A 22,228-nucleotide genomic window follows, 5' to 3' on the forward strand; every position below is an offset into this window, starting at 1 on the left:
ACATGTCTCAACAAAAACGTTTTACTCAGAGATTAACCTCGTACTATCTTTGGTACACCTTACTTTTTTTTATTTTTCTGATCGTCTTGACGATACTGGAAAAAGAGGGTGTGCCTCGGGTCTGGATAGGCTATCTGTTTATGTTCGCGACCATCGTCATTTATGCGGGCATAGGACTGGTCAGCAGAACCTCGGATATTGCCGAATACTATGTCGCCGGAAGACGGGTGCCGGCGGTATTTAATGGCATGGCGACCGCTGCCGACTGGATGTCTGCTGCCAGTTTTCTGAGTCTTGCCGGAGGACTGTATTTGCAGGGCTTTGAGGGGCTGGCTTACATCATAGGCTGGACCGGCGGATTTTGTCTCGTTGCGATGCTGATTGCCCCGTATATCAGAAAGTTTGGCCAATATACGATTGCAGACTTTCTGGGAACGCGATTTGCCGGTAAGCCAAATACCAATATGGTACGCATTCTGGCGGTACTCGCGACCGTATTCATTTCCTTTATCTATGTGGTTGCACAGATTTATGGTGTCGGTCTGATCACCTCGCGTTTTACCGGGGTGGATTTTTCGGTCGGTATTTTCCTCGGGCTGGCCAGCATATTGGTTTGTTCATTTCTGGGCGGCATGCGTGCGGTCACATGGACGCAGGTGTCGCAATACATCATCATCGTGATCGCGTTCATGATTCCGGTTGCGTGGCTGTCTGCCAAGCATACCGATAATCCTTTTCCGCAAATATCCTACGGTGCATTTCTGCCTGAACTGGCAAAAAAAGAAGCACAGTTCGATAACAGTGCGAAGGAAAAAGAAGTCAGGAATATTTATAAATTACGTGCGGATGAATATGACAAGAAAATTCAGCAACTTCCGGAATCATGGGAATCAGGACGCGCGAAACTACAGAAGAATCTGGACGAACTGAAGGCAGGAAATGGCTCATTAATCGCTATCAAGACCGCCAGCCGGGCTCTGGCAAGCTACCCGGCATCACCTGCCGATGCAAGAAACAGCTGGGCTGAAGCACGCAATTCCTATCTGCAAAAATCCAGATCCGGCTTTGCACAATACACACCTTATGCGGCCAAAGACAAGGCTGAATCCGATATCAAACGGAATAACTTCATGGCGCTGGTATTGTGCCTGATGATGGGCACCGCCGCCCTGCCCCACGTGCTGACACGCTATTACACTACACCCTCAGTCACAGAAAGCAGAGACTCCGTATTCTGGTCTTTGTTTTTCATTATGCTGCTGTACATCACGATTCCATCGCTGGCGATACTCGTTAAGTACGATATCTATAACTCGCTGGTCGGCAGCGAATTCTCTAAGTTACCTTCGTGGGTTACGTATTGGGCAAACATCGATAAACTCAATCCGCTGGTCAGCATCACCGATATCAATAAAGACGGCATCGTACAACTCGCAGAAATCGTACTTGATGGCGACATTATTGTTCTCGCCACGCCGGAAATTGCAGGCTTACCTTACGTTGTTTCCGGTCTGGTCGCCGCTGGAGGACTGGCAGCAGCGCTGTCAACGGCAGACGGATTGCTGCTGACTATTTCAAACTCTTTGTCGCACGATATCTATTACAAAATTATTGACCCAACAGCATCCACACAAAAGCGGGTGACCATATCAAAATTACTGCTGCTCGTCGTTGCGCTGGTCGCCGCTTATGTTGCCTCACTAAAACCTGCTGATATTTTGTCGCTTATTGGTGCAGCATTTTCTGTTGGCGCGTCAACGCTGTTTCCTGCACTGATATTGGGCATATTCTGGAAGCGCGCGAACCGGCAGGGAGCTATTGCCGGCATCATCACCGGTTTCTTTATCTGCGTTTTCTATATGGTATTCACCCATCCTTTGTTTGGTGGCAGTCCCGACAATCAGTGGTGGCATATTGCACCTATCTCAGCTGGTGTATTCGGTGTTCCTGCTGGCTTTGTGGCTATGGTCGCCATCAGTCTGATGACACCGGCGCCGGATCAGCACACTGTCGAACTGATCGACTATATCCGCGCGCCCTGATTCACGCGACCGGGTTTGCTTGGCACGCTTCTTGATATAGCTAAGCTGACTCAGTCATCGTGGAACGGGACATGGCAAAATTCTTTAATGAAATGACGGCAGAAGCCGCCGGCGCAGCAGATTCGACGCGCGAGCATTATCGCGAATTCCATCACTGGTTAGCCAAACAATCGCCGGAACGTCTGCAACGCAAACGCGCCGAAGCCGATCTCAGTTTTCGTCGCGTCGGTATTACTTTCGCGGTCTATGGCGACGACGCGGGCACGGAACGCCTGATTCCTTTTGACATCATTCCCCGTATTATTCCGGCGAAGGAATGGGCGTTATTGGAAACCGGACTGGTGCAGCGTGTGAAGGCGCTGAATATGTTTATTCATGACGTTTATCACGATCAGAACATCATCAAAGCCGGAATTATTCCACCGGAACAGATCTATAAAAATGCGCAGTATCGCCCCGAGATGCAGGGCGTATCGGTTGCCTCTGATATTTATGCACATATCGCCGGCGTCGATATCGTTCGTGCAGGGCAAGGTGAATTTTACGTATTGGAAGACAATCTGCGCGTACCGTCCGGTGTCTCCTATATGCTGGAAGATCGCAAAATGATGATGCGGCTATTTCCTGAATTGTTCGCCAAAAACAAGATTGCGCCGGTAGATCATTACCCTGATATGTTGCTGGATAATTTGCGTTCGGTAGCTCCAATGGGAATCGATAATCCCACCGTCGTTGTCATGACTCCCGGTATGTATAACTCTGCCTATTTCGAGCATGCATTTCTGGCACAGCAAATGGGGGTTGAACTTGTTGAGGGCAAAGACTTGTTTGTTGACGATAACACCGTCTATATGCGCACCACGCGTGGACCAAAACGTGTCGATGTAATTTATCGCCGCGTCGATGATGACTTTCTCGATCCTCTTGCATTTCGTCCGGATTCATCACTCGGCGTTCCCGGTCTGTTGTCGGTCTATCGTGCCGGACGTGTGACCCTTGCCAACGCGATCGGTACCGGAGTTGCAGATGATAAATCGATCTACCCTTATGTCACCGATATGATTAAATTTTATCTGTCTGAGCAACCGATACTGAATAATGTGCCGACGTATCAGTGTCGCAAACCGGATGATCTTGCTTATACCCTCGCCCATCTTCCTGAACTGGTTGTTAAAGAAGTACATGGTGCAGGTGGCTATGGGATGCTGGTTGGCCCCGCCTCCAGCAAACAACAAATTGAAGCTTTCCGTCAGCGCCTGATGGCGAAACCAGAAGGCTACATTGCACAGCCAACACTAGCCCTGTCATCCTGCCCTACCTTCGTTGATAGTGGCATTGCGCCGCGACATATTGATTTACGACCATTTGTATTGTCAGGGAAAACGATATCGATGGCACCGGGCGGACTGACCCGGGTAGCGCTGGAAGAAGGTTCATTAGTCGTCAACTCGTCACAGGGTGGCGGTACCAAAGATACCTGGGTATTGGAGAACTGACATGCTAAGCAGAACTGCAGATCATTTATTCTGGATGGCACGCTATACAGAACGTGCTGAAAACACCGCCCGTATGCTGGATGTGAATGTGCAGACATCCATGTTGCCGCAATCAGCAGAGCATGCAGAAAATGGCTGGCGTGCCATGCTGGGCATTTCGGAGTTGCAATCGTCGTTTGATTTTCACTACGGCATCCTGACCAAAAAAGATGTGCTCGATTTCATGGTACGTGACCCGATGAATCCATCCTCGATTGCATCCTGTTTAAAAGAGGCCAGAGAAAATGCACGTGCGGTACGCGGCACACTGACAACTGAAGTCTGGGAAACCCAGAATGCAACCTGGTTATCAATGCAGGAAAAGCTCGCGAGCGGCATCGTCGAGCAAGACCCGAGTCAGTTCTTTGAATGGGTGAAATACCGTTCACATTTATCGCGTGGCGTAACACTGGGAACCATGCTGAAAGACGAAGCGGTTCACTTCATACGCCTCGGAACATTTCTGGAGCGGGCAGATAATACTGCACGTATTCTGGATGTGAAATTCCATGGTACGAAAGCAAAGGAACAAGCGAGGGAAAACATACAAAAGGATTTCTATTACTGGGCAGCACTGTTACATTCCGTCTCCGGATTTGAAATTTATCGCAAAGTGTACCGCGATGTGATTACTCCAGAGCGTGTGGCTGAATTACTGATGTTACGCGGCGATATGCCACGCTCCTTACTTGCTTGTATGGATGAAGTCGTCGCCAACCTCGCGGTGGTCAGTAATGATGTCTCTGCCGACACAGAACGTTTTGCCGGAAAACTGCATGCAGAATTAAAGTTCGCAAAAATTGAAGATATTCTGCGCGCTGGATTACATGGCACACTGACGGAATTCCTGGAGCGTATTTTTGAATTAGGAAACCGTATCAGTCGTGATTTTTTAGTTCCCCTGGCTGCCTGAAAATATCAGCATTCATCATGCAACTTCATATCAGGCATCAGACAAAATACAGCTACTCTGCGCCATCGTCATACACGATACAGCAATTGCATCTGACGCCGCGTGCGGAGTTGCACCAACATATTTCGCAGTGGAATATTACCGCTGCCGGGAACAGGCACGCATTCATCGATGCCTATGGCAATCATTCTCATACGCTGACGATTACCGAACCTCACAAGGAAGTTAACATTCTGGCGTCGGGCATCGTCAATATCAGTTGTCCGGATGCCGGACGCATAGTCGATGCGCAAACGTGGTCGCCATTGATCTTCACTATTCCCACCATCCTCACAGAAAGCAGTGCTGAGATTCAAGCGTTTGCAAAGCGTTGTTTACCACGTGAGCAATCAGCCTCTACTCGTGAACTGATTTATCTTGCCGAGCAGATCAGGAATACGGTTGCCTATCAGACCGGCAGCACAGTCGTCACCACCACAGCGCACGATGCATTATCGATGGGAACAGGCGTATGTCAGGATCATGCTCATTTATTTCTCGCTTGCTGTCATGTCATGGGCGTACCTGCCCGCTATGTCTCTGGATATATCGATCCGGAATCCAGCGATCACGCTGAAAGCCATGCCTGGGTGGATGTCTGGGCGCAAGATCATGACTATCACGGCTGGATCAGCATTGATGTTACCCATGTGAGGCTGATGACAGATGCTTATTGCCGTCTCGCGATAGGCCGTGATTACGACACAGCCGCGCCGGTAAGAGGCATACGGCGCGGCGGCGGCATTGAAACCTTAACTGTCAGCGTACAGGTGACACCGCAATCATGTGCTGCAGGACAGTTCAATGATGGCATGAGGTAAAATCCTGCCCGACACATCCACTAATACTCTACTCACGATTCAATATGACTTACTGTGTGGGCATACGCCTTGATGCCGGGCTGGTTTTTCTCTCTGATTCCCGCACGAATGCCGGTGTCGATCAGGTTGGCACATTCAGAAAAATGTCGGTCTTTGAAAAAACCGGTGAACGCATGATGGTCCTGATGACAGCGGGTAATCTTTCGATTTCACAGTCCATACGGGAATTACTGTCCGATTATCAGGACGCAAATGGCAACACCATCTGGAATGTTCAAAGCATGTACGATGCTGCCCGTATTCTTGGCGAAGCCGTGCGCGTCGTACATCAGCGTGATGCCAAAGCCTTATCTGAATTCGGCATCGACTTTAATGTGAGCCTGATATTTGGCGGACAAATTCAAGGTGAACGTTGCCGGCTGTTTCAGATTTATTCTGCCGGCAATTTTATTGAAGCGCACAACGAAAACACTTACTTCCAGATCGGTGAGGCAAAATACGGTAAGCCGATTCTTGACCGCGTCATCAACCCCGCAACCAGTCTCGACGATGCCGCAAAATGTGCGCTGATTTCCATGGATTCCACGCTGCGCTCCAACATCTCCGTTGGCTTACCATTGGATCTGTTGGTCTATGAGAATCATCATCTGGCCGTATCACGCTTCGTCACCATTGATGAAAAAAATCAGTATTTTCAGATGATCAGAAATAGCTGGGGCCAGCAATTAAAAGCCGTTTTTGAAGGAATAGAAGCGCCGGTCTGGGATATCAACGCTGCATCCGATACCTTAAACGATCATCATTCAACGGCATCTGCAAACAATGTTCATTGCAAACCAGTGATGGTGATGCATCCGGATATGAGTCCGGCAATTGCTGGGACGTCAAGCCTGCAATCCTTTGCAGAACAATCTGTTAATCGGCATCAGCACTGATAAGCTGATTTCTTGGTGAAATGACCGTGTTCAGACCGCAGGCTGGTGCCAGTCGCAGTCAGCGGCATGATCCTGCACCATGCCTATGGCCTGCATATACGCATAGATTATCGTTGAACCGACAAACTTAAACCCGCGCTGACGCAGGTCTTGGGAAATACGATCAGATAAAGGTGTCGTTACTATGCGCTCTCCGTGGTTCAGTATTGGTTTGCCATCGACATACGCCCAAAGATAGGCGTCCAGACTACCTGCTTCCTCGCATAGTCGCAGATACGCTTTGGCGTTACTAATGGTCGCCGCGACTTTTAAACGATTACGCACGATGCCTGGATTAGCCAGTAATTCAGCGACCTTCCCGGCATCGTACTGCGCGATTTTTTTCGCATCCCAGTCGTCAAAAGCGATGCGGTAACTCGCGCGTTTGTTCAGGATAGTTTCCCAGCTTAATCCAGCCTGCGCTCCTTCCAGATTGAGCATTTCAAACAAGCGGTTTTCATCATGACACGGCCGCCCCCACTCCTCATCGTGGTAAGCGATATATAAGGGGTTAGCAGAATTAGCCCAGGAACAGCGTTTGACAGTCATTTTTCATTTTCTTCTCTGTAAGCAGATATTCCCTGCGCTACTCCCCGGCGTTCTTTGCAAATACATCGTCATAGGCAAAGATACTGCCTGATTTATTTAGCCTGACACCGCGTTTTGCTCAGTAAGCGACGCTGTCCTGAATTCAGATGAAACAGCCAGCATTGTGTGCCGTTGGTCTCCAGCCTGAAGCGATGCGGCATTTCCAGATCGCGCCCTTGTATCAGCTCACCCTGCTGGTTTGTCTGGTGCCTGCGCTCGATGGTCACTTCGCTGCTTTGCATGAAGTCAGAGGCAGATAAAGTGACATCAGAAAAACCGCTCATGCTGCCGATCACAGTCCGTAATTCCTGCGTCGTTTCGGCGTCCGATATCAGCAACACTGCTGCTTTATCCGGAGAAGCAGCAGTGAACTGACATGCCGACAGCATCAGAATACTAACGGCAAAAATAAGCGGATATCTCATCAGTGCGGCATTGTCGTGAGAATACGCATTTCCTGACTTGCCGGACGTATCACTTGATATCCGGACTCGGCACCAGGCACGATGGCACCGGCAGAATTAGCCGGACACAAACCCGTCTGACGGTAAGACAGCGCCGTTTTCAGCATCGTTTCATTGGTATCGCCGCGCAGATGTGTGACATCGTCAGATGCTTTACAGGTTGGTGAAAAACCATCCGCATAATCACCAAATCCTTTTTGATTCACGCCTTTAAACTGAATCGCGAAATAGGTGTAAGAGCAATTATCCTGAGGAACGAAACCGTAAGGTTTACCGCGTGTCTGGTCACCGATCAGATCAACCGCAACATCCACTCCACGCAAACCATTAATAATGGATTCGCTGGCGGAAGCAGTATTACGTGTCACCAGCAAAGTGACATGTTTTAAACCCAGATAAGGAAGTTGCTCGTTCGTCGTTGTGACCGGATAAAAAGGATATACCGTATTCTTTGCAGTGAGTTTGTCGTTGTATGTCAGCTTTTCAAATATCAGTCCGTTGGTCGTTGCCGGCCCGGCAATCATATATGCCAGCTGACTCGCAACATACAACAAACCGCCACCGTTGTAGCGCAGATCAATCACCAGATCCGTGACGTTGGCCGCTTTCAATTGCTTGATGGCGGCAATCAGTTCGGCTTCAGATTTAGCGATATGCGTATCAAATACGAAATAGCCAACCGTACCGGTAGCGGTTGGAATGGTTTTCACATTCTGTACAGTTGATGTCGAATAGGTCGCGGGGGTCAGGCTGATCTCGGTAGCACCATTGAATCCTAGTTTATGCGCCATCACTTTGGTCGGCGAGAGAATTTCACTGAGCGCAGCAACTCCTGCTGTGGTCGCTTCGGTAACTAGAGAGCCATCAATCGAAGTGATCACATCGCCACGTTTGATTCCTGCCAGTGCTGCAGGCGAACCGGGTGCAACATCAGCTGCAAGAAAAATACGCGTATTTGCGGTCACTTTCGCCATCCATTTGATGCCGTAATCCTGCGCAATACCTGATGATGACGTATTCCAGGATTCGGTTGTCTGCGACCAGTGAAACTGATCGACACTTGCGCCGGAACTGGTTTTGGCATTCGTTTTCAGTACGTCAAAGTAGAGTTGCGGCGTCGCATAATTTGCAGCAACGATATTGGAAGGTATATCGGCGTACCAGAGATAAGTTTCGTCGATAAATGAACGTAAATAAGATTTTTCGTTCTCGATGGTCCCCTGACGATCGCTGGTGTTCGCGCGGGGATTGGCACAAAGATTTGCCAGCGAGGAGGATGGAGGCAAAGCGGAATTACCCGGTGGTAAAGTGACACTGTCACCACTACTACCGCCTCCGCCACCACATGCAGCAAGAATACTCAACAAACTCAGTGAAATTATTTTTCTCATTTTAGTCAATTTACATTTAAGTGGTCTTTTACAAAATCCAAGATCAGATTCTGCACCGAACAACAGTAAATAAATTGTAAATTAATTAATTAACAATGAGCAAGTTAATTATCCGGTTCACCAGATCAGAGTACGGATATCTCGGGTATGAAAATGATTTTGCTGATTGTGCTCTTTTGATACATGACTGACATATGATCCCGGTAAGTGCTGTCAGGAGCAAGCACTCCACCGGGATAGTTTCAGGTCAGTTCTGCTATTACACGACAATAGTCGGATGTTCATTGCCTTCGCGGGCACGGATTTCACCGATGCGATACACCGTTTCACCAGCAGCGCTCAGTTGTGCCATCGCTGCATCTGCATTTGCAGCAGACACTATCACCACCATGCCGATACCACAGTTGAATACACGGTGCATTTCTGCATCTGCCACACCGCCGTGTTGTTGCAGCCATGTAAATAATGGAGGCTGAGTCCACGCATCTTTATGCAGTACCGCAGTCAGTTTGTCACCCAGCACGCGCGGCACGTTTTCAACCAGACCACCGCCGGTAATGTGCGCCATGCCTTTGACCTCCAGCGCTTCCATCAGCGCCAGCAAAGGTTTGACGTAAATACGTGTCGGTGCCATCAGTGCGTCCCCCAGACTGCGTCCGTGGAAATCGGCATTCAGGTCAGGTTTGGCAACTTCAATGATTTTGCGCACCAGAGAAAAACCGTTTGAATGAATACCGGAAGAAGCCAGACCCAGAATCACATCACCCGGCTGAATTTTGCTGCCATCGATGATTTTAGATTTTTCTACCGCGCCGACCGCAAAACCTGCCAGATCGTATTCACCATCCGGATACATGGAAGGCATTTCAGCAGTTTCACCACCGATCAGCGCGCAACCAGCTTGTTCGCAACCGAAAGCCACACCTTTGATCACGTCCGTGGCTGCCGCCACATCGAGTTTGCCGCAGGCGAAATAATCGAGGAAGAACAAAGGCTCAGCACCCTGCACCAGAATATCGTTAACGCTCATCGCGACCAGATCGATACCAACCGTGTCATGCTTATTCAGATGAAATGCCAGTTTCAGCTTGGTACCGACGCCATCGGTACCTGAGACCAGCACAGGCTCCTTGAATTTTTTGCTGACTTCAAACATCGCGCCAAAACCACCGATACCGGCCATGACGCCTTCACGCATCGTACGTTTTGCAAAAGGCTTGATCGCATCGACCAACGCGTCGCCAGCAACCATATCGACACCGGCGTCGGCGTAAGAGAGAGAAACAGGGGTAGAAGTGCTCATGATATTCGTCAGTAGGGGGCTTGAGGCGGTAAAATAGGAAAATTGCCAGAAAACTCCGGCAAAACCGCTATTTTAACAAAATGACTGCGTATTGACCTATATTTGGGCAACACGTAATAAGCCGACAACTTATTTGCAAGCACGCCATCTGAAAATGCCATTTTCTTTTTCGCCGGAACAAAAGCAATCTCTACTCTGGATCATCGTCGGTGCAGCGTTCTTGCTATTGCTGTCGTTGCTGGGACCGGTGTTAATGCCATTCATCGTCGCCGCTATCCTCGCGTATGTACTCAACCCCTGGGTTGATAAGCTGTGTGCGCTGAAATACAAAAATCTGCGTCTGCCGCGTGCCGTCTCCGCAACACTGGTGATCATTTTTGTCATCGCTGCCGCGCTGGCAATGGTATTGATTATCGTGCCTATCCTGCAAAAAGAAGCGCCGCAGTTACAGGAACAGATACCGCGTTTTTTTGATAAATTCGATCAGGTCATATCACCGCTGCTGGCACATTATGGATTCAGTATCCGTCTCGACAGCACCGGGATTAAAACCTTACTAACCGAACAAATGGCAGGCAGCGGCGACGTTATAGGCAAGGCCGTGCTGTCTTCTATCCGCGTCGGCGGTACTGCCCTGCTCGGTCTGCTGGCGAATCTGTTACTGATCCCGATTGTACTGTTTTATCTGTTGCTGGACTGGCATGCACTGATCCACCGGATTGCGCATTTCATTCCGCGTCGCTGGGTGCATGGGGCTAACAATGCCGTGAATGAGGTGGACGATATTCTTGCCCAGTATTTGCGCGGGCAGATTCTGGTCATGATCGTACTCGCTGCCTACTACGCAATCGCACTGAGCATTGCCCGTTTCGATCTGGCGCTGCCCGTTGGCATCATTACCGGCTTTCTGGTGTTTATTCCTTATCTCGGCTACGGCATAGGACTGGCGCTGGCACTGATCGGTGCAGTCTTACAATTTAATGATCTGAGCGGCCTGATTTACGTCGGCATCATTTATGGCTTCGGACAATTTTTTGAATCATTCATACTGACGCCACGTCTGGTCGGTGAACGTATCGGTCTGCATCCGCTGACAGTGATTTTTGCCCTGATGGCGTTTGGTCAGTTATTTGGTTTCATCGGTATTCTGGTTGCGTTACCAGCGTCAGCAATTATCTCGGTTGCCGTCAAACATATACGCAGTTCTTACCTGAACAGTCCTTTTTATCGTCAGCCATGAGGCAACTTTTACTCGATCTGGATGCGCAGAAACTGCCATCTCTTGCTACCTTTGTGGTCGGACAAAATGCCGAGCTGGCTCAGCTGCTGGGCTTATTCTCTCAGCGCATTGCAAGTCAGTACGGCGAGCGTTCCGTTTATATCTGGGGTGAAGCCGGTGCGGGCAAAACTCATCTGCTGCACGCCCTCGCAGATCATCCGGATTCCCGCTACATCCCCGCCAATGCACCAGAAGATGCATTTGATTTCAGCGATGAAGTCAGCCTTTACTTGCTTGATGACTGCGAACAATTATCGCCACTGAACCAGATTGCGGCTTTCAATTTGTTTAATGAAGCCCGGGCACATGGCGGGTTTCTGGTCGCGGCAGGCAACCATCCGCCAATGATATTGAATGTGCGCGATGATTTGCGCACCCGTTTTGGCTGGGGCCTGATTTATCAGCTACATGAACTGACCGACGAGGATAAGATCGATGCTCTGGAACGCGCAGCGCAGGCACGCGGCATCCAGTTATCGGCAGGCGTGTTACCCTATCTGATCACGCACTACCGGCGCGACATGAGTTCATTAACGGCGATGCTGGATCAGCTCGATCATTATTCGCTGGTCACCAAGCGTCCGATTACCCTGCCGCTACTGCGTGAACTGATGCTGCAACAACAGCCCTGAATCCGGAATACAACCGCATGCCTAATATCGCTTTATTTGATCTTGACCATACCCTGATTCCTATCGATTCCGATTATGAATGGGGCCAGTTTTTATGCCGTGTCGGCGCCGTTGATGCAGATGCGTTTACCAAACGGAATGCTGATTTTTTTGCCCAATATCAGGCCGGCACGCTTGATCCGGTGGAGTATCTGGAATTTGCGCTCGGTACGCTGGCGCAGTTTCCACGCAAGAAAATTGACGAGCTGCATCAGCAGTTTATGCACGAAGTCATACAGCCGGCCTTGTTACCGGCAGCGTTTGATTTACTCAAAAAACATCAGGATCAGGAAGATCTGATCGCGATCATCACGGCCACCAACCGCTTTGTCACTGCCCCGATTGCACAGGCGCTCGGGGTACCGCATTTGCTGGCGGCCGAGCCTGAGCTCGATGCTGCCGGCAATATCACTGGTAAACTGGTGGGTGTGCCGACTTCGGGCGCCGGTAAAGTCATCCATGTACAGGACTGGCTGGCCAAACAGGAAAAACAACTCAGCGACTTTGGCAGCAGCCATTTTTACAGTGACTCCCACAACGATATTCCTTTACTCGAGGTTGTGACGCATCCCGTCGCCACCAATCCGAATGCAAAATTAAGCGCACATGCGCTGGCAAAAGGATGGCCTCAAATCCAGCTGTTCGACAAACAATGATTAAGAAATTTATTCGCAAAATACTCGGCGTAAAAAGCGCCCCGGAAGCTGCTGCAGCTGCCGTCAGCAATCGCAAACCGACCGTGCTGAGCACAAAAGAGCACGGCATCAATCCGCAACTGGTATCGGCAAATGCGATTCGCGTGACGCAGACCCTGCAAGACAATGGTTTCAAAGCATTCATCGTTGGCGGTGCGGTCCGTGATCTGCTGACCGGTGTAAAACCAAAAGATTTCGACATCGCCACCAACGCCACGCCAGAACAAGTCAAACGCCTGTTCCGCCGAGCGTTTATCATCGGTCGCCGTTTTCAGATCGTGCACGTGATGTTCGGACAGGATCTGCTCGAAGTCACCACGTTCCGCGGCCCATCAAATGACGCGGCACCCAAAGACGAACATGGGCGCGTGCTGCGCGACAATACCTTTGGCGAACAGCATGAAGATGCCGCGCGACGCGATTTCACCATCAATGCGATGTACTACGATCCGGCTTCGCAAACAGTGCTTGATTACCATGGTGGCGTTAAAGATATCCGGAAAAAAGTCCTGCGTATCATTGGCGTACCCGAGACGCGTTACCGCGAAGACCCGGTGCGCATGCTGCGCGTAGTGCGGTTTGCGGCAAAACTGCAATTCACGATCGATCCGGCAACGCAGGCGCCGATCGCGGTGATGGCACCGCTGATCAATAACGTACCTGCTGCACGGGTGTTTGATGAAATGCTGAAATTGCTCACCAGCGGCCATGCCATGGCGTGTCTGCAGGCGCTGCGCAAAGAAGGCCTGCATCACGGTCTGATGCCTTTGCTTGACGTGGTGCTGGAACAGCCTATGGGTGAGAAATTCATCACACTGGCACTGGCGAATACCGATGAACGCATACAACAGGGCAAACGTGTTTCTCCGAGCTTCCTGTTCGCCTCGCTGTTGTGGCATCAGGTGCTGGAAAAATGGGAAGCCTACAAAGCTGCCGGCGAATTCCCGATTCCGGCACTACATCTGGCAGCCGATGATGTGCTGAATACGCAAACAGATGCGCTCGCGATTCAACGCAAAATTGGCGCCGATATGCGTGACATCTGGGCGATGCAGCCTCGCTTCGAAAAACGGGTTGGCAAAACACCGTACAAAATGCTTGAACATCAGCGCATGCGTGCGGCCTATGATTTCCTGTTGCTGCGTTGCGCCTCGGGCGAGATCGATGCTGAGATCGGCGAATGGTGGACAGCCTTCATCAATGGCGATGCCGATGAACGTGAACGCCTGATTAACAGCAAACCCAAAGCCCCGGCGGGTACCAGTGCGGCAAAAAAACGCAAACCGCGGCGCCGTGCGCCACGTAAGGCGGCAGCGCAGGAATGATGCGGGCTTACATCGGTATCGGTGCGAATCTGGGCGATGCACAGGATACGGTGCGGCAAGCCATCGCCCGCCTTGGCCGGATTCCGGCAACGCAGTTGCAACGCGCCTCGTCGCTGTACAGCAGCGCGCCGATTGATTCCAGCGGTGACGATTACGTGAACGCGGTAGCGGCCGTCACCACCAGCCTTAGCGCCAGCGATTTATTGCTGGCCTTGCAGGGCATCGAGCAGGCATTTGGTCGTGAGCGGCCTTACCGGAATGCGCCGCGCACGCTGGATCTGGATTTATTGTTATATGCGGATCAGCAGATCGCCACCGAGCAACTGAGTGTGCCGCATCCGCGCATGACAGAACGCGCGTTTGTACTGTTGCCGCTGCTGGAAATCGCACCGGAAATCGATATCCCCGGTCAGGGGCTGGCGCAGACGTTTGTCTCTGGCGTGGCGCAGCAGGCGATTTTCAGGCTGCCTGCGAGCTGAATCAGCTTAAATATACTCCCCCCAGTATTTTTTAAGCCCCTTTAAAATCAAGGACATTAAGCCGTTTTTACGGGATACTCCCATGCAAATACCAGTTATCGTACAAACAACCGGCCTCCTGATCATGTCGAATGTGTTCATGACCATCGCCTGGTACGGTCATCTGAAGAATTTATCGAGCAAAACCTGGTGGATCGCCGCGCTGGTCAGCTGGAGCATTGCGCTGTTTGAATACCTGCTGCAGGTGCCGGCGAATCGTATCGGTTACACTCAGTACAGTCTGGCACAACTCAAAATTTTGCAGGAAGCGCTGACGCTGATCGTATTCGTGCCGTTTGCGATGTTTTATATGGGGCAGCCGTTTAAACTCGATTACGTCTGGGCCGGCTTATGTCTGGTCGGCGCTGTTTATTTTATTTTCAGGAACTAGGATACAAACGCCTGATGATGCTGTCAGTGATCACCCATGACAGCCTTACTTTTGGAGAAACACATGGCGGAATATTTGCAAGACCGTAAAGCAGTCAGCATTCCCGGCTTAATGACGATGCGTGAGCAAGGCGACAAAATCACGATGCTGACTTGTTACGATGCCAGCTTTGCGTCATTGATGGACAGATGCGGCGTCGAAATATTACTGATCGGCGATTCGCTTGGCATGGTCTGTCAGGGACACCAATCGACCCTGCCAGTGACGATTGCTGACATTGCCTATCACACTGCCTCAGTCGCACGCGGCAATCAGAAAGCGCTGATCGTCGCCGACATGCCATTCGGCAGCTACGCAACGCCGGAAGCGGCCTATAACAATGCGGTACCGCTGATACAGGCGGGTGCGCAGATGGTGAAAATCGAAGGCGGCACCTGGTTGCTGCCGGTCATCAAATTTCTGACTGAGCGCTCGATTCCGGTCTGCGCGCATCTGGGGCTGACACCGCAATCGGTGCATCAGCTCGGCGGTTATAAAGTCCAAGGCAAAACCACTGCGGCTGCCGATTTACTTAAGGCAGAGGCGCTCGCGGTGCAGACTGCCGGCGCCACCCTCCTGGTACTGGAAGCGATTCCTGCCGCACTCGGCAAAGAAGTTACCGATGCCTTGACGATTCCGACCATCGGTATCGGTGCGGGTCCTGATTGTTCCGGTCAGGTACTGGTCATGCATGATTTACTCGGCGTGTTTCCGGGTCGTAAAGCGCGCTTCGTGAAAAATTTCATGGACGGGCAGACCAGTATTGATGCGGCAGTCACGGCGTACGTCACGGCGGTGAAAGATCAGTCTTTCCCCGGTCCGGAACACTGTTTCTGATTGGCGTCGATGAATATCAGCATCGCGATACATGATGCGTTTGTTCTGCTGTTCAGCGGTGATGAAACGCTGTGGAATATTGTCTGGGTCTCCGTTAAAACCTCGCTCGCAGGCTTAGCCTGTGCGACGCCGCCCGCGCTGCTGCTCGGCTATATCATTGCGAGTCATGCGTTTCCCGGGCGACGTATCGCGATCTGGCTGGTGCAGGCCGCCCTGTCGCTGCCGACGGTGCTGATTGGCTTATTGCTGTATCTGCTGTTAAGCCGTCAGGGCTTGCTCGGTTCATGGCACTGGCTATTCACCCAGACCGGCATCATTGCCGGTCAGGCCATCATTGCGTTTCCAGTCCTGACCGCATTCACTCTGAGCGCGGTGCAATCGGCAGACCCGCGTCTGGCGGAAACTGCAATCACACTTGGCGCGAATCGTCGCCAGGTGATGTGGACGGTGTTGCATGAAGTACGTTTCGGTGTGATGGCGGCGCTGATCAACGGATTCGGGCGGGTCTTATCGGAAGTCGGCTGCGCCATGATGGTCGGTGGCAATATCGCCGGTGAAACGCGTACCATCACAACTGCCATCGCCCTCGAAACCAGTAAAGGTGAATTTGCACAGGGCATTGCGCTCGGCATGGTGCTGATCACGGTTGCATTAATCATGAATGCCGCGCTGATGCTGTTGCAAGGCGATACCCGGAATGCGGAGCAACTACAATGAGCACTCTGTTACACGTACGCGGCTTGCGCAAATCGTTCGGGCCGCGCCGCCTGCTCGATATCGCCGAACTGAACATAGAACAATCGCACGCCTACGTACTGACGGGCATGAATGGCAGCGGCAAAAGCACGCTGCTACGCATCTTGTCCGGACTGGAATCAGCGCAGACAGACGAAGTCAGATATCTCGACAAGGTCACGACCTTCTCACCTTATCCGCGTGAACTGCGTAACGATATCGTCTATGTACATCAGCATCCTGTGATGTTTTCCGGTACGGTCGCCGAAAACATCGCCTACGGTCTGCGTTTAAGAAAAGCAGAAAATATCGAAAAACAGGTCGCGCTGGCGATGTGTTGGGCAGGCATCCTGCATCTGAGCGATCACGACGCGCGTTATTTATCCGGCGGAGAGAAACAAAGAGTGGCGCTGGCACGCGTCAAAGTGCTGGAGCCACGTCTGCTGTTGCTCGACGAGCCAACCGCCAATCTGGATGGTGAAGCACGTGAACAGGTGATCGCCCTGATCCCGACACTGACGCAGGCTGGCAGCAGCGTGGTCGTGGTTTGTCATGACCGTGAGCTGATCGCGCTGCCCGATATGCAGCGCCTGAAATTACGCGATGGCAAACTTGAGCACCGCACCGCGGGCGCATAAATGCTGTGCTGACATGAGATTCACCATGGCAGTTTCTCATCGGCATAGGTATAAAACCTGCCGGAATCCTCCGGCGTTTTACGATTAATCACCTGCAAAAGATCATACGCTGCCTCTGTTGCGGGTCGCCCTTTTGTCGCGCTACGGAAGGGTTGCGATAAAGAGGAACTGACAGTCCCCGGATGCAGCGCCAGCAAAACGGCGTTTGGCTGAGTACGCCTGAGTTCTATCGCCGCAGTCTTGATCAGCATATTCAGCGCGGCCTTGGAAGCGCGGTAACTATACCAGCCGCCTAAGCGATTATCTTCTATGCTGCCGACCTTCGCCGACAACATCGCCATCACGCCGCGCTGACGGTCCAGCAAAGGCGCAAAGTAGCGCAGCAGCAAGGCGGGACCAAATGTATTGACTTCAAATGTCGTGCGCAGTTGTGCGTAATGCAGATCGTTGAGTTTTTTCTCCGGCATAAAATCTGCCGTGTGCAGGATACCGGCAGCATTGATGATCAGATGAAAAGGCGCATGCTGCGTTAATGCCGGTGCAAGCCTTCGACCTTCGCATCGGGGCGCAGTTGATGGAGTATCTCACCCATAGCAGCACCGATACCACCGCTCGCACCAACGACCAGCACACGAAAGTTGTGAGGAAAAGAATCCAGGTGTTGATGCTCAGCCGGAGTCCGCTCCCGCGTCATACCCAGCCCCGTTTCCATAAACGCCCATCCTGTAATTCGCGCCAGGGAATCTGACGCACTGCTTTACTGTACACAGCTTCGATTTCAACCATCTCCGGCAAGGCATCAGAAGGCGCGTCTGGCTCAGGAGGAATCACCTTGCTGACAATAAAATGTTTTTGTTTGTTGACGACCTGCACTGCCGTCCATTTCGAGAGTAAAAGCTTTTTCGCTTGCAGGCTGATTTTCATTGTCTTCATCTCATTTCGCCTTGATGAGGTCTTCATTTTATACACATGGGATAAGATGCGCCTGCTGGCTTGAAAAACTGCCATAAGCCAGTATGCATGCAGGTGTTGCGTATGCGCCAGTCACAAGACCAGACCGCATTCTGGCATGATTTTTCATCTGCTGCTGACCGTGCCGGATCACTGGTGATCCGGCACTAAATACGCTAAGCTGCGTCACTCTTATCCCTATATTGGAATCTCAGGTGGCAAAGCATTTTTCTAAACCAGCACTAGTGGCAACGCTGGTTATTACTCTGCTGCTCGGCAGCGGTGCTTACTTTTTTTCACCATTCTCCGGCGATCAATACAGTGACGGCCTGATGGCGAACATAGGCAAAAAACTGGGTAAAAAATCACTTCAGCCTACGCCCCTTAACTGGCATCCGCATCTCTTACGTTTTGCCGGGGACGGTACCGCGGGGATGCGTGACGGCGCAGCATTGCAGGCACGCTTTGCTGATCCTTTCGGCGTGGTACAGGATAAAACAGGCAATCTGTATGTCACTGATGCAGCAGACAACAATGTGATACGCCGTATCGCCCCCGATGGTCAGGTCAGCGTCTATGCCGGGGGCAAAGAGGGTTTCACCGATGGCGAACGTACGCAGGCGACGTTCAATACACCATCGGGTATCACCATCGACAAACAGGGTAATCTGTATGTCGCCGACACCGGCAATCATGCGATACGCAAAATCTCTGCGCAGGGACAAGTCACAACTTTAGCTGGCAACGGGCAAGCGGGTGATCGTGATGGCGACAGCACTTCAGCGCAACTGAATGCGCCTCTGGCCGTTGCCGTCGATGCCGATGGCAACGTCTATGTGGCTGATACTTATAACGATAAAATCCGTCGTATATCATCTGACGGCAAAGTCAGCACCATCGCTGGCGGCAAACGGAATGGCTTTATGGATGGTGCCGCCGGCGATGCCTTATTCGATACGCCGTCCGGCATTGCACTCAATTCACATAATGATCTGATCATTGCCGATACCCGTAATAACGCGATTCGCAAGCTGACTGCCACGGGCACGGTCAGCACGCTGCAGCAATCCGCCGACAATGATAAAGATGCGCTGATGCGACGTCCGGTCGGGCTGGCTGTCACACATGATGACCATGTTTATATCGGCGAAAACGGCGAAGGCAGAATTTTGCACCTCACACCCGAAGGCGAACTCAAAGGCCTTACGGGCATCGATGTTGACTTCGTTGCCGGCGACGAAAAAATCTTACGGCTATCTTCGCCAACCGGCTTGCTGGTGACAGCAACTGGCGATGTCATTGTCGCAGACTCGGCGATAACAGCGCTTTACCGGCTGACCTCAGAACAACCAGCAACGCCCGAGCAAACCAGATTTCCAGTCGCTAACCTGAACCTGCAAACGATGTTTGCCGGTAAAACTTTTCCGTGGCCGATCAAACCATTTCAGTCAGCACATGAAGTGGTCGGCACGATGGGCGAAGTGCGTGGTAAAAAAGACGGTGACGCCCGCGATCATTTTCACAGCGGGCTGGATATACAAGGCAACTTGGGGGCGACCGTGTATGCCGTTGCGGACGAAAAAGTACGTCATCCTGTCAATGCGTGGGGATATGGCACGCTGAATGAGGGAATCAATATCGATCATTTTTCTTATATCCACATGAAAGCAGGACGCGATCGCGACGACGCGCTGCTTGATACGCGCCGCTTTCAGATCCTCTACGATATGCAGGGAAAACCGAGCGCTGTCAGAATTCCCCGAGGAACCAAATTTAAAACCGGCGATGCTTTAGGCAGCATCAACCGCATGTACCATGTGCATCTGAATTACAGCCTTGGCAGCGGCGAAATCAATCCTCTGGCACTACCGTTTCCTGGCTTCAAGGACGCGACAGAACCGGTGATTGAGTCGATACAAATCACCGATGATCAGGGCAAACCACTGAAACGAAAACAGGAAAATCGCCTCATCATCCCACGCCGGAGCCCGCCATTGAATCTGCTTGTCGATGCCTATGACCAGAGCGATGACAATCTGTCGCGCAGACGCCTGGGCTTATACAAGATAGGTTATCAGCTTCTGCATGCGGATGGCAAAGCCGTCGCAGGTTATGAGAACGCCGTGATGACGATAGAATTTAATCAGTTGCCGCCCGATCGCTCGTCTGTGAAAATCGCCTATGCCGAAGGCAGCGGCATTACCGTGCATGGCAACGCAAAAACCAGCTTTTTGTATCAAGCCAGCAATCTGGTGCGTGACGGCTACGCCAGAAATGCTCACCTGCCTTTAGATAAACTGGCGGCCGGTGATTATATTCTGCGGATTTTTGCTACGGACTATGCTGGTAACGTGGCCAGATCTGGACGGGACCTGGCGATCAGAGTTGAATAAAAGGATAAAAAATAGGGTGATTTAGTCCTGATAACGCGCCAAGCTCGCCGCAAACTGTGTGGCGAGCATCTCCGGCGAACTGACCGCCATTCCAAGCGGGTTCAGTAAGCCATCCTGAATGCCATAGATCCAGCCATGCACAGTCAGCGTCTGCCCGCGTTCCCACGCATCCTGAATCACGGTGGTCTGGCACAGATTAACAACTTGCTCAATCACGTTGAGTTCACACAGACGATCTGCGCGCTGTTTTGTATTCAGTGTCTCGCCAAGATAGCGCTCATGCTTCTGATGCACATCCTGCACGTGACGCAGCCAGTTATCGGCAAGACCAACACGCCGTCCGGTCATCGCCGCATGTACACCTGAACAACCATAATGACCACAGATGATAATATGTTTGACGCCCAGAATATCCACCGCAAACTGCAGTACGGAAAGGCAATTCAGATCTGAATGGACAACAACGTTGGCAATATTTCTGTGGACAAATAACTCACCTGGCAACAAACCCAACAACTCATTAGCCGGTACGCGGCTGTCCGAACAGCCTATCCACAAATATTCAGGATTTTGCTGGGCCGCGAGTTTTTTAAAGAAATCAGCATCCCGGCTGGAAATGGCCTGCGCCCACAGACGATTATTTTCAAATAACTGTTCCGGCGTTAATTCGGTACGCTTTTCTTCCGTCATCGTCCTGCCCTGAGAGTAAAAACAGGCGTGATTCTAACCTTTATGTGCGCAGATTGCAGAAATAGAAAAGCCGTACCCATGCAGGTACGGCTTTTTAAAACCTTGATGAAAGCGAATTAACGGTAGGTACTTCTGTCGTCATGCTCTGCCAGCATGGCTTTCTTCAAACCGCTGTCAACAGGCTTCTCACCCAGCCATATACGCAGCAAGGCGTTGTAAAACGCGAGATCCGGATATGGTTCACCCATTTTTTTGCCGTTTAAATAGACTACCGTTCCAACACCCGGAATCCAGTCGTTAACCATCACGTCCCCTTTTTTCAATTCTGGAACGGAAGCAAACAACTCACCAAAACGAAGAAACTGCATAGTCAGTTTTGCTTTTTCTGCCTTGTCTGTATTTTGTTGGATACCTTGCATAAAACCGCGACCGAAATCCTCGTTACTGAGGTCGCGCAGCATCACGATCGTAACCCGGCGCGGGCCTTGCGAAGCAAGTACTTCTGATACCGTGTTTTTCTTATCTTTGAGATAAAGGCCGGCGGCGTAGACTTTAAAAATCGCTTTATAACGGATACCTGCTCCATTGAGCTTCAGATCGGTATCTGCCACGTGTACTGTTTCATCAAACTTGGCACCTGCAATATCGACGGTGCCCGCATTTGCTGTACTGAGCAAAGTCAGACCCAGCCCTGCCAACCAACATTTATATTGATTCCAACGCATTTTTGTCTCCTGTTGATAATTTCATTTTTCCAGACTTATCAGGCTTGCAGATAATGCAGATAAATCCGGTTGCCACTACTTATAACGTAGTTCTTGTGCTGGCTCTTTAGCTTAACCGATTCCCGCAAGATTCGCCCATGCTGATTCTGGAGTCTGCTCTCTAATTTACCAGTCAGATTATTCGTATGATGCCTGCTGATGCTTTGATGAAAATACTGCTTCCCGCATCAGTGAACCACTGGTATAAAAAAAGCCCCATTCAACATCAACG

24 protein-coding genes are annotated in these 22,228 nt (G+C 51.0%); 15 read left to right on the forward strand and 9 right to left on the reverse strand.

Annotation, left to right across the window (positions count from 1 at the left end; all coding sequences use genetic code 11):
• Positions 1-2 precede the first annotated feature (2 nt).
• The 5 genes from ACPAOP_RS00255 to ACPAOP_RS00275 all read left to right on the forward strand — a co-directional run bounded on the left by ACPAOP_RS00255 (position 3) and on the right by ACPAOP_RS00275 (position 6,285).
• A complete protein-coding gene (locus tag ACPAOP_RS00255) occupies positions 3-2,042 on the forward strand; it encodes a sodium:solute symporter family protein (RefSeq protein WP_423708880.1) in 2,040 nt (679 codons plus the stop codon).
• A gap of 71 nt (positions 2,043-2,113) precedes the next feature.
• Positions 2,114-3,538, forward strand: coding sequence for a circularly permuted type 2 ATP-grasp protein (locus ACPAOP_RS00260; RefSeq protein WP_423708881.1), 1,425 nt, complete (start codon positions 2,114-2,116; stop codon positions 3,536-3,538).
• Position 3,539: 1 nt separating this feature from the next.
• Positions 3,540-4,490 carry an alpha-E domain-containing protein gene (locus tag ACPAOP_RS00265; protein WP_423708882.1) on the forward strand — a complete coding sequence of 317 codons (951 nt, stop codon included), beginning with the start codon at positions 3,540-3,542 and terminating at the stop codon, positions 4,488-4,490.
• A gap of 17 nt (positions 4,491-4,507) precedes the next feature.
• Complete coding sequence (locus ACPAOP_RS00270) at positions 4,508-5,350, forward strand: transglutaminase family protein (protein WP_423708883.1); 843 nt, start codon at positions 4,508-4,510, stop codon at positions 5,348-5,350.
• A gap of 44 nt (positions 5,351-5,394) precedes the next feature.
• A complete protein-coding gene (locus tag ACPAOP_RS00275; protein ID WP_423708884.1) occupies positions 5,395-6,285 on the forward strand; it encodes a peptidase in 891 nt (296 codons plus the stop codon).
• Positions 6,286-6,315: 30 nt separating this feature from the next.
• Here the strand turns inward: ACPAOP_RS00275 and ACPAOP_RS00280 are convergent, their stop codons facing one another.
• From ACPAOP_RS00280 to purM, 4 genes are all read right to left on the reverse strand, one after another.
• On the reverse strand, positions 6,316-6,873 hold the full coding sequence (locus tag ACPAOP_RS00280; RefSeq protein WP_423680927.1) for a DNA-3-methyladenine glycosylase I: 558 nt from the start codon (positions 6,871-6,873) through the stop codon (positions 6,316-6,318).
• Between the two features lie 92 nt (positions 6,874-6,965).
• Positions 6,966-7,337, reverse strand: a complete 372-nt coding sequence (locus ACPAOP_RS00285; RefSeq protein ID WP_423708885.1) for a hypothetical protein — start codon at positions 7,335-7,337, stop codon at positions 6,966-6,968.
• On the reverse strand, positions 7,337-8,740 hold the full coding sequence (locus ACPAOP_RS00290; RefSeq protein WP_423708886.1) for a S41 family peptidase: 1,404 nt from the start codon (positions 8,738-8,740) through the stop codon (positions 7,337-7,339). The genes ACPAOP_RS00285 and ACPAOP_RS00290 overlap by 1 nt, the downstream gene beginning before the upstream one ends.
• A 286-nt stretch (positions 8,741-9,026) precedes the next feature.
• Positions 9,027-10,070, reverse strand: a complete 1,044-nt coding sequence (gene purM, locus ACPAOP_RS00295; RefSeq protein WP_423680924.1) for a phosphoribosylformylglycinamidine cyclo-ligase — start codon at positions 10,068-10,070, stop codon at positions 9,027-9,029.
• 154 nt (positions 10,071-10,224) lie between these two features.
• On the opposite strand from purM, the gene ACPAOP_RS00300 reads away from it, so the two are divergent.
• From ACPAOP_RS00300 to ACPAOP_RS00340, 9 genes are all read left to right on the forward strand, one after another.
• Positions 10,225-11,310 (forward strand): AI-2E family transporter, encoded by a 1,086-nt coding sequence (locus ACPAOP_RS00300; protein ID WP_423682246.1) that lies wholly within the window; start codon positions 10,225-10,227, stop codon positions 11,308-11,310.
• Positions 11,307-11,981: a DnaA regulatory inactivator Hda gene (gene hda, locus ACPAOP_RS00305; protein WP_423708887.1), complete on the forward strand. Its 675-nt coding sequence runs from the start codon at positions 11,307-11,309 to the stop codon at positions 11,979-11,981. The genes ACPAOP_RS00300 and hda overlap by 4 nt, the downstream gene beginning before the upstream one ends.
• A gap of 17 nt (positions 11,982-11,998) precedes the next feature.
• On the forward strand, positions 11,999-12,676 hold the full coding sequence (locus ACPAOP_RS00310; RefSeq protein ID WP_423708888.1) for an HAD family hydrolase: 678 nt from the start codon (positions 11,999-12,001) through the stop codon (positions 12,674-12,676).
• Positions 12,673-14,040 carry a polynucleotide adenylyltransferase PcnB gene (gene pcnB, locus ACPAOP_RS00315; RefSeq protein WP_423708889.1) on the forward strand — a complete coding sequence of 456 codons (1,368 nt, stop codon included), beginning with the start codon at positions 12,673-12,675 and terminating at the stop codon, positions 14,038-14,040. Before ACPAOP_RS00310 ends, pcnB begins: the two co-directional genes overlap by 4 nt.
• Positions 14,040-14,519, forward strand: a complete 480-nt coding sequence (gene folK, locus ACPAOP_RS00320; RefSeq protein ID WP_423680920.1) for a 2-amino-4-hydroxy-6-hydroxymethyldihydropteridine diphosphokinase — start codon at positions 14,040-14,042, stop codon at positions 14,517-14,519. The genes pcnB and folK overlap by 1 nt, the downstream gene beginning before the upstream one ends.
• A gap of 82 nt (positions 14,520-14,601) precedes the next feature.
• A complete protein-coding gene (locus tag ACPAOP_RS00325) occupies positions 14,602-14,949 on the forward strand; it encodes a DMT family protein (RefSeq protein ID WP_423680919.1) in 348 nt (115 codons plus the stop codon).
• Positions 14,950-15,012: 63 nt separating this feature from the next.
• Entirely contained in the window at positions 15,013-15,825 is an 813-nt protein-coding gene (gene panB, locus ACPAOP_RS00330; RefSeq protein ID WP_423680918.1) for a 3-methyl-2-oxobutanoate hydroxymethyltransferase, read from the forward strand.
• 9 nt (positions 15,826-15,834) lie between these two features.
• Positions 15,835-16,542: an ABC transporter permease gene (locus tag ACPAOP_RS00335; RefSeq protein WP_423680917.1), complete on the forward strand. Its 708-nt coding sequence runs from the start codon at positions 15,835-15,837 to the stop codon at positions 16,540-16,542.
• A complete protein-coding gene (locus ACPAOP_RS00340; protein ID WP_423680916.1) occupies positions 16,539-17,198 on the forward strand; it encodes an ABC transporter ATP-binding protein in 660 nt (219 codons plus the stop codon). The genes ACPAOP_RS00335 and ACPAOP_RS00340 overlap by 4 nt, the downstream gene beginning before the upstream one ends.
• Positions 17,199-17,218: 20 nt before the next feature.
• Here ACPAOP_RS00340 and ACPAOP_RS00345 read toward each other — a convergent pair whose 3' ends face one another.
• The 3 genes from ACPAOP_RS00345 to ACPAOP_RS00355 are packed head-to-tail and all read right to left on the reverse strand — an operon-like array spanning position 17,219 to position 18,131.
• On the reverse strand, positions 17,219-17,707 hold the full coding sequence (locus ACPAOP_RS00345) for an SDR family NAD(P)-dependent oxidoreductase (protein WP_423710043.1): 489 nt from the start codon (positions 17,705-17,707) through the stop codon (positions 17,219-17,221).
• A gap of 20 nt (positions 17,708-17,727) precedes the next feature.
• Positions 17,728-17,910, reverse strand: a complete 183-nt coding sequence (locus ACPAOP_RS00350) for a hypothetical protein (RefSeq protein ID WP_423708890.1) — start codon at positions 17,908-17,910, stop codon at positions 17,728-17,730.
• Entirely contained in the window at positions 17,889-18,131 is a 243-nt protein-coding gene (locus ACPAOP_RS00355) for a TIGR02450 family Trp-rich protein (RefSeq protein WP_423680914.1), read from the reverse strand. Before ACPAOP_RS00355 ends, ACPAOP_RS00350 begins: the two co-directional genes overlap by 22 nt.
• A 233-nt stretch (positions 18,132-18,364) precedes the next feature.
• On the opposite strand from ACPAOP_RS00355, the gene ACPAOP_RS00360 reads away from it, so the two are divergent.
• Positions 18,365-20,542, forward strand: coding sequence for a virginiamycin B lyase family protein (locus ACPAOP_RS00360; RefSeq protein WP_423708891.1), 2,178 nt, complete (start codon positions 18,365-18,367; stop codon positions 20,540-20,542).
• A gap of 21 nt (positions 20,543-20,563) precedes the next feature.
• Here the strand turns inward: ACPAOP_RS00360 and can are convergent, their stop codons facing one another.
• Both can and ACPAOP_RS00370 read right to left on the reverse strand, forming a co-directional pair.
• Positions 20,564-21,232 (reverse strand): carbonate dehydratase, encoded by a 669-nt coding sequence (gene can, locus ACPAOP_RS00365; RefSeq protein ID WP_423708892.1) that lies wholly within the window; start codon positions 21,230-21,232, stop codon positions 20,564-20,566.
• Between the two features lie 116 nt (positions 21,233-21,348).
• Positions 21,349-21,957 (reverse strand): chalcone isomerase family protein, encoded by a 609-nt coding sequence (locus ACPAOP_RS00370; protein ID WP_423708893.1) that lies wholly within the window; start codon positions 21,955-21,957, stop codon positions 21,349-21,351.
• Positions 21,958-22,228 lie beyond the last annotated feature (271 nt).

This window comes from Undibacterium sp. WLX3042, from assembly GCF_049544825.1.
GTDB lineage: Bacteria > Pseudomonadota > Gammaproteobacteria > Burkholderiales > Burkholderiaceae_D > Undibacterium.